The sequence below is a fragment of the Aromatoleum bremense genome (assembly GCF_017894365.1).
GTDB classification, from domain to species: domain Bacteria; phylum Pseudomonadota; class Gammaproteobacteria; order Burkholderiales; family Rhodocyclaceae; genus Aromatoleum; species Aromatoleum bremense.
In genome coordinates this window covers 12,954-25,223 of record NZ_CP059467.1, presented here as the reverse complement: position 1 = coordinate 25,223, position 12,270 = coordinate 12,954, and the positions used below count along the sequence as shown (strand labels likewise).

The window sequence follows — 12,270 nt, the reverse complement described above, 5'->3', positions numbered from 1 at the left end:
GACTCCTACGTCCAAAAATAGCAAGAACATGCCAATGACCTGGCCGAAAAGCCCTGCCGACTTCGCCAACGAGGAAATCTCGCTCCCGGCGGGCGAGTGCCTCAGCTTCACAATTCCGAAGTGGGACTTTTGCAAGAGGCTCTTCTGACAGGCTCGGCCTGACATTTACTTGCCATTGGTGACCCTTGCTCAAATTTTCTTTTTAAAGCCAAATACGATACCACCTTGAGTTTGCGCAAGACATTGGATCTATGAACATCAACCGTTTTGTAGCTGATGTTGAGGATACGGGCGATTTCCTTGCTTGTGGCACCATCGAGAAGGTGATGAAGTACTTCCCTTTCTCGCGGTGACAATCGTTGTAAGGATATTTCAGCTGTTTCCTTTGCCTGTCGTTGCTCGAAATTCTCGCGAGCAACGCGAATCGATCTGTTTATGCAGTCGATGAAGTCTTGTGGCTTGAAGGGCTTCTGCAAGAAATCCATTGCGCCGAGTTGCATTGCGCGCACCGCGGCAGGAATGTCGCCATGGGCTGATAGAAAAATCACAGGAAGGTCGTAATTCAGTTCAGTTAGCTTTTGCATCACCTCCAGGCCACCCATTTCAGGCATGCGCAGATCGAGCACGAGACAGGCGGGACCTGCGAAGAAGTCAAACTCCCTCAGGAATCCTTGGGGTGAGGAAAATGCGGTTGACGGCACATGGATCGAATCCAATAGCCAAGTCAACGCGCGCGTCACGTCTGGCTCGTCGTCAACCAGATATACCTTCACTTGATGCGGTTCCATTCTCCTCCTCCTCATCATTCACCGCGAGGCGACTCGGTAACACAAATTTGAATGTTGCGCCGCCACGAGAGGTGGGAATCAGCTTGAGGTTTCCCCCATGTGATTCAAGTATCGTTCGGCACATCATCAGTCCCAGTCCGAGTCCGTCGGGTTTTGTTGTGTAATAGGGTTCGTAAATCTTGCTACAAGCGTCGGCAGGAATTCCGACTCCGCTGTCGCTCAATCGTACTGCGACCTGTGATTGGCTTTCCCGTGACAAACGGATTTCGATCACGCGCTTGCCAATGGGTGTATCTCGCATTGCGTCCAGCGCGTTAACCATCAGATTGATCAGTACTTGTTGCAGCTCGACTCGATTCCCGCGAACGGGAGGCAACTCGCATCTCGCATGCACCCGCACCTGAACGCCCTCGTCGCGCAACTGCAACCGAAGAAGATCGAGGGTTTGCGCAATCAATGTGGATAGATGGATTTCAGTATCGTCCGGACGGTGATGAGCCACAAAGCTGCGCACATTCCGCACGATGTCTCCGGCCTGTTCGAGGTGGAGATCGACTCTATCTATCACGTCGCGCCATTCCGGGCGGCTCGATAGTTCCGGTGCGAAACGATGTTGAAGCCCGGCGAGGTAGCTTCGACACGAGTTGAGAGGTTGCCCAAGTTCATGCGCCAGGGCTGACGCGAACTGCCCCATTAACGCCAAACGTGCTGCATGAGCCAGTCGCTGTTGCTGTTCGTGTTCGCGCTGGCGCGCGCGGCTTTGCTCCGTCGTATCCTCGAAGACGAAAGCTGCTCCCAGTCCCCTGACTGCCAGGCGAATACAACTGACATCATATTCCGCCAAGGTGCCGCTGGCTGTGCGCCAATGAATATGGGCTCTTTCCACACGGCGCCCGTCGTGAGGTGACTTGGAATGGATGAGTTGATTCAAAGACAGCAATTGGCCGTCTTCGGTGATGACACGAGTTGGATCGCAGGCAACGCGCTCGAAGTCCTCCAGGGTCGACGTACCGGTCATGCTTCGTATCGCCGGATTGATTTCGATGACATTCCCTGCATCATCGGTGGCAAGTATTCCCATCGGAATGTGGCGAAATAACGCCCTGTATTTCTCTCGGCTCTCGAGCATCTCCCGTTCTGTATTTCTGCGTCGCACAACTTCTTCCTTTAAGGCGTGGTTGGTGCGTTGCAAATTGATGGTACGGCGCTCAACTACTTGCGCGAGGCGCTCCTTTGACCGATTGAGCTGGTTCTCCGCGGTCTTTCGTGCGTCGATGTCCTGCACAATCCAGACCGATGAGCGGGTTGGGTCCGAAGAGACAACGTGTCCGGAGATCAGACACCAGAAGATTTCGCCGTTCTTCCTTACGAGCGGATTTTCGTAAACATAGCCATGGTTGCGCGCGAAAGTGGGATACAATTTTCCTATTGAATCGTAATCATCTTCGCTTGCATAGACCACGCGTACGGATTTTCCCGTCAGCTCTCCCGGCCCGTACCCGAACATCAGTTCCATTTTTGGATTCACTTTGACAAACTGCCGATTCCGCATGATGCATATGCCGAGGAAAGCGTTGTCGAAGATCAAGTCAAATGGGATGTCGGCCTCGTGTGCGACACAGCGAATTTCTTCGTCTGGCTCATTTGTGGAACTGCCCGTTTGAGTGATCAATTCGCGTTCCTCTTGGCATGGGCAATGAGAAGCGCTGCTCGAAGGTTGCTTATTAGTCACGGACGTATGTCCAATTTGACTTGCTGTATGCACATGCAACCAACTATGCGCCACTGGCGATCGATACTCGAAACAACGCCGGGAAATCTACTTTCGGAAACCTCAAGTTCGCCTTGGATTTTGCTGCCCGGACTGCACGCGCCGCTAATGAATTGGGGGGCAGAAGTTTCTCGGTGTGTTCATAGACCTGCATTAGTTCCAGACGGTCGTTCATATATCGCTCCAAGCTACCCAGATTGGATTGAATCCACGCGACGGAACTGTTGATCTCATGGGCGACTCCGGCGGCCAACTGCTCGATTGCCAGCATTTTCTCGGTCTGCGATTGGCGGTACTGCCGTTTATGTGCACCCGCGTGGTTGCTGGTTCAGTTTCTCGATCCTTGCCAGAAAGCAACGTCGCAGCCGAGCGCACTTGGATGCGGATTTCCGATTTCATTACGCCCCTCCTCGTTTAACGCCCGGTTCGCAAAAGGCTAAAGACGTTGTTCCGACACCCACTTGTGAGCAACGTGTGTGCCACTGGCTGAGCGGCGCCGGTTCTGCTTGCGCTGCACCAATGTGCTATCCAGCCGATAGGCGAGCGTTCAGTCACTGCAAGGCAACCACTATGCTGCAAGGCACCATGCCGTGGATGCAGCTCGAAGTTTTATGTAGTGATAAAAAATGGGTTGAAACACGATGAAGTTGATTTCACCTGTACATGAAAGTGTGCCAGAATCTAACTGGCGGTGCGTGCCGTTTTCAGCCACAGACCGGCAGGTCAAAAGGAGGGCCGAGTGCGATCAAAGCCAGAAGCGCCCAAGGAATCTGATAGTTCCATCAACGAAATTCCGTTCGTCGACCCGCGGGATCTGAAGTACGTCCCGCATTTCCCCGATATTCGCGACCTGTCCAAGCGTTTGCGGTTCTCGCCTCAACAGGGAAGGATCATGCTCGACGATAGAAGGATGATCCTTCTGCATGTATCGTCTCTCGGCATCCTGCGCAGAGAACTCATTGACAGCGTCGGGATTGAAGCGGCGCGAGGCATCCTGACCCGGATGGGCTATCTGGCAGGAGCCAAGGACGCCGAACTGACCAAGAAGGTACGGCGCAAAGGAGACACCTACGACGACTTTCTGATCGGCCCCCAACTTCTTTCACTCGAAGGGGTTGTCTATTCGGAGCCGCTGAACCTTAAGATGGATGTCGAGCGCGGCAGCTATTTCGGTGAATGGATTTGGCGCGATTCATCGGAAAACGAGGCTCATATTGGCGCCTATGGAATTGGCAGTGCCCCCGTGTGTTGGATGCAAATAGGGTATGCGTGCGGGTTTACGAGCACATTCATGGGAAAGCCAATCTTCTATCGCGAGGTGGAATGCCAGGGGATGGGGCACGAATTTTGCCGGGTAATCGGGAAACCGTTGGACGAGTGGGATGACGCTGAAGAGGATGCGCGCTTCCTGCAAGTTGGCGATTTCGCCACCTTGAGTTCGAAAACAAGAGGAAAGCCGCGAAATTTCAACATCAAGCCCACAGAATCGGCAAATGCAAGCGACTTTGGCATGGTGGGGATTTCCGCGGGTTTCAACACAGTTTGCCATCTGGTAAAGAAATCTGCCCCGACCGACGCGACAGTCATCTTCCTGGGCGAGAGCGGCGTAGGGAAAGAGATATTCGCCAATAACCTTCACGCATTGAGTGGACGAGCAGACGGGCCGTTCGTTGCTGTCAACTGCGCGGCGATTCCAGAACACCTGACGGAATCAGAACTGTTCGGGGTGGAGAAGGGCGCATACACGGGCGCCACCGCGTCGCGTCCTGGCCGATTCGAACGAGCAGACGGCGGAACTTTGTTCTTGGATGAGATCGGAACCCTCCCATTCACCGCCCAGGGAAAATTGCTCCGCGTGCTACAGCAAGGTGAAGTGGAGCGGGTGGGCGGAACGAAGATTCTCAAGGTTAACGTACGGGTGATTGCCGCAACGAACGTTAACCTGCGCGATGAAGCAAAAGCCGGGCGTTTCAGGGAGGATCTTTTCTTCCGGCTGAACGTGTTTCCTATCCGGGTGCCATCCCTTCGAGACCGCCGCGACGACATACCATTGCTAATGGACTGGTTTCTTCAGCGGTTTTCAAAACGCTACAACAAAGACGTCACAGGCTTCAGAGAGCGCGCCGTCGATGCTCTTATCAATTATGACTGGCCAGGCAACGTCAGGGAGCTAGAGAACATGATCGAACGCGCCGTAATCCTCGCCGACGATGGGAGCGCGCTTGACGTCGGTCATCTATTTCTCTGCGGCGAGGAGTTGAGCGCGGAGTCCTTCACTCTCGATGCTAGTGGCAGAGTTGGGCCAACCGTGCAGGAAGACGGATATGCTGAAGTGCTCGCAGCACAGGGGGCTGTCCTGCCATTTCGAGCGAGCGGTGCGCAGAGCAAGGTGCCGTCACTCTCTCAAGCCGAAGCGGCTCTAATTCAAGCGGCGCTGGCACAGTCAAAGGGCAATCTATCCGGTGCCGCGCGTATGCTGGAAATCTCCAGGGCTACCCTGGCCTATCGAATGGAGAAGTACGGCATAGAATCGGGCCGCGCCAGGCGATAACGGGCCGCGGGCCGGTGTGAACCGCGAATCCCGCTAGACGTCCTCTGTGTGTCCCATCATCAGCGACCCATCGGCGCTGATCGAATCTTGTCTGCTGCTGTCGTTCAGTGGTTTCCGGGCAGCGCAAGACGGCGCGGTCGCGAAGGCTGAGCCCGCGGTTTCGGCTATTCAGCTGCGATCGATCGCTATTTCCCTGAACCCTATTCTTTCCGATCCATCACCCGCGTATTGCGCCGCAATACGGGTACACCTTTAGCTCTTAGGTGTTCAACACCGATTTTGAACTACTCCAATCTGATTTAAGGTTCCCACCGCTAGCACGTCAGCGCGATTACTTCGCTGCGGCTATGCATTGAGCAACTCGTTGGAAAACTCATAATGTGCAGGCCAAATCGGGATTAGCCGCAGCGGCGGATACGACTCAGGTTTGCAGGCGAACGAATCAGGCCGACTTCCGTTCGGATCAGTTCCCGGCGGCTTCGGCTAATGCGGAATGGATTGCCGCGGATGTGCGCAGCCTGCCGTCACGCTGCTGCCTCGGATGGAACTTGGGGAGGGACGCATGGAGGAACGGGACGTTATCGTCGTCGGTTCGGGGCCCGCAGGTTCAAGTTGTGCCAAGGCGCTCCGGGACGAAGGTATCGACGTCTTGGTGCTGGAAAAGGAAGTTTTGCCCCGCTACAAGTGTTGTTCAGGCGTCCTGTTCGGGCAAACGCAAGCGCTTGTTCGGCGCTATTTTCAAGCCGAGACGCCGGCGTCCATTCATTGCTCTCCCGAGGTCATTGAGGCGCGCAACGTTCGGGAGTGGGGCGCTGAATATGGCTATCGCCGTTACCCTTTGGAAATAGCCAAGGACGGCCGGTGCTTTTCGGAGCGGTATGTGAATGTTTGGCGCAACCTATTCGACAAGTGGCTGTTGGAACTCTCCGCGGCGGAGTGTCGCGACCAATCAAACGTCAGAGGATTCGGAGAGATTGCGGATTACGTCCGGGTCCGGGTGGACGAGTCTTCGGAAAATGGGCAGGAGAGCGTCAGAGGATATCGCTGCAAATATCTCGTAGGTGCTGATGGCGGCAATTCCATCGTCCGGCGACTGCTGACCCCCCAATCCCTGGGAGTCGGCAACGGCATTGCAGTAGAGACTTTGCAGAGTTACTTCAAACTGGAGTCGCTCGGATTGTTGAACAGGGATGCCTGGACCGTATTCTTTCTTCCAGAAGTCGGCGAAATGCTTAACTGCGTGCATCAGAAAGACGAGTATCTGGTCCTCAGCGTTGGCGGGCTTGCGGGACGAGAACTAAAGGCGTCGATGGCCAGGTTGCGGTGCTTTCTCGCTGAGCAGTTTGACGTACGCCTGGGCGATTGGTGGCGCAACGAGGGGTGCCAAATGCAGATCGCGCCGCCTTACTTGGGTCGGGGACGCGTGCTACTCGCGGGTGAGGCTGCGAACTTTGTGTACCTGAACGGGGAGGGAATCAGTGCAGCGATCGACAGCGGATATCGATGCGGAAAGGCGATAGCCCAGTCATTCCGCGAAGGGAAGAGCGCGCTGCCGCGCTATGCTGAGAACTCGATGGATATCGTCGCGCATGTCACGAAATGTCTTTCCCAGGCTCGCTTTCTAGCCTCACAAGTGGCATGACCTGGTCGTATTGAATCCGGGCTTGAACATCAAATCGTTGAGGTTGCGGAAACAAGTGACGATGCGCGCGTCAGCGGAGCCGCCCGCACGTTCGTGGCTTGGCTAGGGCACCGGCGGCTCATCTTTCTTCGCCGTATATCGAGCGGCAGTCGGCTTTCAACCGGTGTTTCGCCAAGATCGCTGAACTCCGTTCGCTGCCATGCTTTCGGCGCCGCCTCTTCGTCGTGGGCGATGCTGACTATTGCAGTGAGCATAGTTATTGCCTCGCACCGCCGTGCCTCACGCCTGTCACCAGAACTGCCTCTGTAAATAGCAATTGCCTACTCGCGTGTTTCTCAAGCGTACGACGCGAGAATGGCGACGTCTTTGAGTCCATCTCGTTATACACATCTTTTAGTGTTTAAAAACAAAGCGCTATGCGCGTTTCTGCGCGACCGATGCGGCACTGGCAACGATAATCACACGCTCCGGACAAGCGCATAGAGCCGCAGAATGCTCAGATTTGCCCAATTTTTGGGCGAAAGCCTGTGTTTCACGGCCCAAGAAAGCATCCTGAACGGACTTGTGTATAACGAGGTGCTTTGAGTCAGGGGTTCTCAAATGGGCGGCGGCGGAACTCCGGGCGGCGCATTTTGCAAGTCCCAGAATCGCCGTGCCGCCGTAGCGCCCTGGTCTTACACCTATTCATGTGCGACAAGAACAAAGAAATAGGGTCGGGCGTGGCGGTGTGTTGCGGCGCACTACGGGTTTGCTTTATTGCCTAGGTGCTTGATCCCGATGCGGCGTGAATGCTCGATCGGTACAGTGCAGCCGTATTGAGCCTTTACGACTGGCGGGCAATAAGAGGTTCGTCTGCCAGGTAGATTGAAGAACGTACATACAGGAGAACTTCATGTACACCGTGGACATCGACACCGGCGGCACGATGACCGATGCGCTGGTTTCCGATGGGGAACAGCGGCATGCGATCAAGGTGGACACCACACCGCACGATTACACCGTTTCCTTCATCGGTTGCCTGAGCGAGGCGTCAAAGAGGCTGGGTTACCCCAATACCGAAGCCTTTCTCGCGAAGGTCGGAATGATTCGCTGGTCCTCGACGATCACAACGAACGTGCTCGGCGAGCGACGCGGCTCGAAGGTCGGCCTGCTGGTCACTGAAGGTCATGAGGAAACACTTTACGGAACGGCGAAGTCGCCAGTCGTCGGCGAACTGATCGATGAATGCAACGTCATCGGTCTGCCGCCTAGTCCGACAGCCGTCGATATCCTCGAAGGCGTGAAGCAGTTGCTTGAAGGTGGGGTGCGCCGCATTTGCGTCTGCTTGGCGAATTCCTTTCCGGATAACGGTGCGGAGCGGGAGATCAAGGCCGTGATCGAGGATCAGTATCCCGATCACATCATCGGCGCGGTTCCGGTGCTCCTTGGTAGTGAGATGGCGACGCTGCGGCACGATCAGACGCGGGTGCACTACTCGCTGATGAATGCCTACACGCACACGCAGCTGGCGACTTCGCTGTTCAAAGCGGAGGACGTGTTGCGGGACGAGCACAACTGGACTGGTCCGCTGCTGATCGGCAACACGAACGGCGGAGTCGCCCGCATTGGCAAGACAAAATCGGTTGATACGATCGAATCGGGGCCGGTGTTCGGCACGTTTGGCGGCGCGTATATGGCCCGTCTCTACGGTCTGAAGAACGTCGTGTGCTTCGATGTGGGTGGTACGACGACGAAGGCTTCAATCATCCGCGATGGGCAGCCAATGTTCCAGCGCGGTGGCGAATTGATGGAAGTGCCGGTGCAATCGTCATTCGCAATGTTGCGTTCTGCAGTCGTCGGTGGTGGTTCGATTGCGCGAGTCAAGGACAGGAGTGTTGTGCTCGGTCCGGAAAGCATGGGGGCGGCACCGGGGCCGGCGTGCTATGGCCTTGGTGGCAACGAGGCGACGCTGACCGACGCGCTGCTCGTCCTTGGCTATCTCGATCCCTGCAACTTTCTCGGCGGTCGCCGCCAACTCAAGGTCGACTTGGCGCGTGCCGCGATCGAGCGGATGGTGGCCAAGCCGATGGGAGTCTCGCCGGAGGTCGCGGCTCTACTGATCCGCGACGAGGCAGTGGCAATGATGGCGGAGTTGCTACAGGCGACCCTCGCAGAAGCGAAACTCTCGGCCAGTGAAGCCGCGCTGTTTTGTTTTGGGGGCAATGGTCCGATGTTTGCGGCGTTCGTGGCCGAGAAACTCCAGATGCCTGTCGCGTACACCTTCAACCTCGGCCCGGTGTTTAGTGCCTTCGGCTCTGCAATTTCCGACGTAGTGCACGTCTACGAGCGCGGTGTCGATCTCCTCTGGGATGCGGCAGTTCGCGACAATTTGCTTCCCATCCTCTCCGGCTTGCAGACGCAAGCCGAACGCGATCTGCGTGGCGAGAGCTTCGATCCGGCCAAGGCTGTCTATACGTGGGAGATCGACTTCGGTGCGACCGAGGCGGACGTGTCTACCGTCCGCGTCGAACTGTCGCAGTCTGAGGCGAAGAATGTGTTCGACGCTCTCAGCAAGGCCGTTTCTGCGGCGTCCGTATCCCGTCTGCCGCTCTTGGGCGTGCGGCTTTCGAGCCGCTTTGTCGTTGGGTCACACGGCATGAAGAAGCGGGCGGATCGCGTTGCGATCAAGGCTCCAGGCGAACGCGAGATGCGTTTCAACGGTGCCGCCGAGTCGGCCTCTCCGGTGTACAGCTGGGAGTCGATGAACGTGGGCGACGTGGCGGAAGGTCCCGCTGTAATCAACGGAAGTACGTTGACATGCCCGGTCCCGCCCGGCTGGAAACTTCGCGTTGATGACTACGGCAATGCCGAAATGACCCGAGCGAAATGAGCCGCAGCTCAAGAGGAGAAAACGCAATGCATGCGCACGACATCACATATGAACGTATTCGCTTTACGGAGTACCTGGATCTCGACCTGAACGACGAGCATTGGTACTGCCATGACTGCGGAGCCAAGCTGATCTCGGCTCGCGAAAGCTACAAGAAGGGTTGCCTTGTTGCCGAGCGTCGTCCGCAGGAGATCCACAACCCCGTCATCGCCGGCGAATACACCTTCGCGCCGGACGAGAACTGGGTCCGCATCCTGGAGTTTTACTGCCCAGGTTGTACCCGGCAGATCGAAACGGAGTACCTGCCGCCGGGTCACCCGATCACGGTGGATATTGAAGTCGACATCGAAAGCCTCAAGGCGCGGCTGAAGGGGGGGGAAATCGTGATCAAGAACGGAAAACTGACCAAGCCCGAAGCGGAGGTGATGGCATGAGCTCGCTGACGACCCTGGACGCGATCAATTCGATCGATATCGATGTCGGCGGCACGTTCACTGACTTTGTTCTGACGCTCGATGGCGAGCGCCACATTGCAAAATGTCCAACGACGCCGCACGACCTGTCAATTGGATTCCTGAACGCGGTTGAGGCCGGAGGCGACAAGGTGGGGCTGTCGGTCGAGGAACTGCTGCCGCGTATCGACATCATCCGGTATTCGACCACCGTTGCTCTGAACCGGCTGCTGCAGCGCCAGGGGCCGCGTATCGGCCTGTTGACGACCGAAGGCCACGAGGACGGCATCCTGATCGGCCGAGGCGCGCAATGGACCGACGGCAAGCGCGTATCCGAGCGGCGCAATATCGCGGTGCAGAACAAGCCGCTACCGCTGATCGAGCGCGACCTGATCCTCGGCATTCGTGAGCGCGTCGATTCATCCGGAGCCGTGGTTCGCCCCCTCGACGAGGAGGACGTGCGTACCAAGCTGCGCATGCTAATGGACCGTGGCGCGCGGGCGATTGTCGTGTCGTTGTTGTGGTCGTTCATGAACCCCGTACATGAAAAGCGGGTACGGGAGATCATCCGCGAGGAGTACAAGGAGTACCACATCGGCTTCGTGCCGGTCGTGATGTCCCACTCGGTGACCGCCAAGATCGGCGAGTACGAGCGCACGATGACCGCGGTGCTCGACGCCTATTTGCAGCAGTCCATGCAGAACGACATTGGCGCCACTTGGGACAAGCTGCGGGCGAAGGGTTACCACGGCGCCTTCCTGATGATCCACAACTCTGGCGGCAGCGCCGACATCTTCAAGACGCCGGCGTCGCGGACCTTCAACGGCGGCCCGGTTGCCGGTCTGATGGGGTCGGCCTACTTCGCCAGCAAGCTCGGCTACAAGAACGTTATCGCCGGCGATGTTGGTGGGACGAGCTTCGACGTCGCGCTGGTGGTCGAGTCCAGCGTGCGCAACTATACGTTCCGCCCGGTCATCGACAAGTGGGCGGTGAACGTCACGATGATGCAGACGATTTCGGTCGGCGCCGGCGGCGGTTCGATCGCGAAGGTGGACCGTAACGGAACGCGTCTCGAAGTGGGTCCGCGCAGCGCCGGCTCGATGCCCGGGCCGGTGTGCTACGACCTCGGGGGCACCGAGCCGACGGTGACCGATGCTGATGTGGTTCTGGGCTACATCAACCCGGACACCTACTACGGCGGGCGCATGCCGCTCAACAAGGCGAAGGCGGAAAAGGCAATCCGCGAAAAGATTGCTCAACCGCTTGGCATCGAAACCATTGAGGCCGCCGCGCTCATTCGCCACATCGTCGACGAGAACATGGCTTCGGCGATCAAGCGCGAAGTCCACATGCGCGGTTATCACCCGGAAGATTTCGTGTTGTTTGCCTTTGGCGGTGCCGGTCCCACCCATATGGCGGGTCTCAAGGGCGATGTACCCACGGCGGTCGTCTTTCCGGCAGCACCGGTATTTTGCGCAATGGGCTCGTCGATCATGGACATCGTCCACATGTACGAGCAGTCGCGACGCATGGTCTTTATGGAGCCGATCACGGAGAAATTCGTCGTCGATTACGAGCACTTCAACCGGACCGTTGATCAAATGATCAGTCGTGCCCGTCAGGAATTGAGCAGCGAAGGACTCGAAGTCGACGATGCCGTTTTCGGCCTGGAGCTCGACATGCTGTACGGCGGTCAAGTTAACCTCAAGCGCATGTCGTCGCCTTTGCTGCACATTCGTAACGACGAAGATGCGCTGTTGGTGTACCAGGCGTTCGAGAAGGAATTCTCCGAAGCCTTCAGTCCGCTGGTCGTCAATAAGCCAGGTGGCGTGTTCCTCGACAACTTCGTGCTACGGGTGACCTTGCCGACCTGGAAGCCGCCGATCCCCGAATATCCGCTGCAAGGCGCTGATCCGTCCGCCGCGTTCCTGGGCAAGCGCAAAGCCTACTGGCCGGAAACAAAGCACTGGGTCGACACCCCGACCTACCAGTTCGAACAACTGCAGGCCGGGAACGTCATCGCGGGACCGGCGATCGTCGAGGCCGAACTGACGACGATCGTGGTCCCGCCGACGCAGCGACTGACGATCGACAAACACGGGCTTGGCGTCCTTGAGGCGATTGGTCCCGCACCGCAAACGCGCCGGATTGGTGGCGTCGAACACGCAGCGATCGCCTGAAAACGGCACGATTAGGA

8 protein-coding genes are annotated in these 12,270 nt (G+C 57.1%); 5 read left to right on the top strand and 3 right to left on the bottom strand.

Annotation, left to right across the window (positions count from 1 at the left end; all coding sequences use genetic code 11):
- Nucleotides 1–107 precede the first annotated feature (107 nt).
- The 3 genes from pbN1_RS00095 to pbN1_RS00085 all read right to left on the bottom strand — a co-directional run bounded on the left by pbN1_RS00095 (nt 108) and on the right by pbN1_RS00085 (nt 2,830).
- The gene (locus tag pbN1_RS00095) at nt 108–788 is read right to left on the bottom strand and encodes a response regulator transcription factor (RefSeq protein ID WP_169203714.1); all 681 of its coding nucleotides are present in this window, start codon (nt 786–788) and stop codon (nt 108–110) included.
- A complete protein-coding gene (locus pbN1_RS00090; RefSeq protein WP_169203715.1) occupies nt 754–2,460 on the bottom strand; it encodes a PAS domain-containing sensor histidine kinase in 1,707 nt (568 codons plus the stop codon). The genes pbN1_RS00095 and pbN1_RS00090 overlap by 35 nt, the downstream gene beginning before the upstream one ends.
- A 103-nt stretch (nt 2,461–2,563) precedes the next feature.
- Nucleotides 2,564–2,830, bottom strand: coding sequence for a hypothetical protein (locus pbN1_RS00085; protein ID WP_169203716.1), 267 nt, complete (start codon nt 2,828–2,830; stop codon nt 2,564–2,566).
- A 468-nt stretch (nt 2,831–3,298) separates the two neighbouring features.
- Here pbN1_RS00085 and pbN1_RS00080 point away from each other — a divergent pair, with 468 nt between their 5' ends.
- The 5 genes from pbN1_RS00080 (at nt 3,299) to apcC (ending at nt 12,253) form a co-directional block, all read left to right on the top strand.
- Nucleotides 3,299–5,110, top strand: a complete 1,812-nt coding sequence (locus pbN1_RS00080) for a sigma-54-dependent Fis family transcriptional regulator (RefSeq protein WP_244857070.1) — start codon at nt 3,299–3,301, stop codon at nt 5,108–5,110.
- A 562-nt stretch (nt 5,111–5,672) separates the two neighbouring features.
- Nucleotides 5,673–6,752 (top strand): NAD(P)/FAD-dependent oxidoreductase, encoded by a 1,080-nt coding sequence (locus pbN1_RS00075; protein ID WP_169203717.1) that lies wholly within the window; start codon nt 5,673–5,675, stop codon nt 6,750–6,752.
- A gap of 892 nt (nt 6,753–7,644) precedes the next feature.
- Nucleotides 7,645–9,621 carry a hydantoinase/oxoprolinase family protein gene (locus tag pbN1_RS00070; protein ID WP_169203718.1) on the top strand — a complete coding sequence of 659 codons (1,977 nt, stop codon included), beginning with the start codon at nt 7,645–7,647 and terminating at the stop codon, nt 9,619–9,621.
- 26 nt (nt 9,622–9,647) lie between these two features.
- Nucleotides 9,648–10,055, top strand: a complete 408-nt coding sequence (apcB, locus tag pbN1_RS00065) for an acetophenone carboxylase subunit beta (protein WP_169203719.1) — start codon at nt 9,648–9,650, stop codon at nt 10,053–10,055.
- Entirely contained in the window at nt 10,052–12,253 is a 2,202-nt protein-coding gene (apcC, locus tag pbN1_RS00060) for an acetophenone carboxylase subunit gamma (RefSeq protein ID WP_169203720.1), read from the top strand. Before apcB ends, apcC begins: the two co-directional genes overlap by 4 nt.
- Nucleotides 12,254–12,270: the final 17 nt, after the last annotated feature.

What these genes read in the sequence shown, in the direction of transcription:
- pbN1_RS00095 (WP_169203714.1), bottom strand. Translation starts at nt 788, where the DNA reads ATGGAACCGCATCAAGTGAAGGTATATCTGGTTGACGACGAGCCAGAC.
- pbN1_RS00085 (WP_169203716.1), bottom strand. Translation starts at nt 2,830, where the DNA reads ATGCTGGCAATCGAGCAGTTGGCCGCCGGAGTCGCCCATGAGATCAAC.
- pbN1_RS00075 (WP_169203717.1), top strand. Translation starts at nt 5,673, where the DNA reads ATGGAGGAACGGGACGTTATCGTCGTCGGTTCGGGGCCCGCAGGTTCA.
- pbN1_RS00070 (WP_169203718.1), top strand. Translation starts at nt 7,645, where the DNA reads ATGTACACCGTGGACATCGACACCGGCGGCACGATGACCGATGCGCTG.
- apcB (WP_169203719.1), top strand. Translation starts at nt 9,648, where the DNA reads ATGCATGCGCACGACATCACATATGAACGTATTCGCTTTACGGAGTAC.
- apcC (WP_169203720.1), top strand. Translation starts at nt 10,052, where the DNA reads ATGAGCTCGCTGACGACCCTGGACGCGATCAATTCGATCGATATCGAT.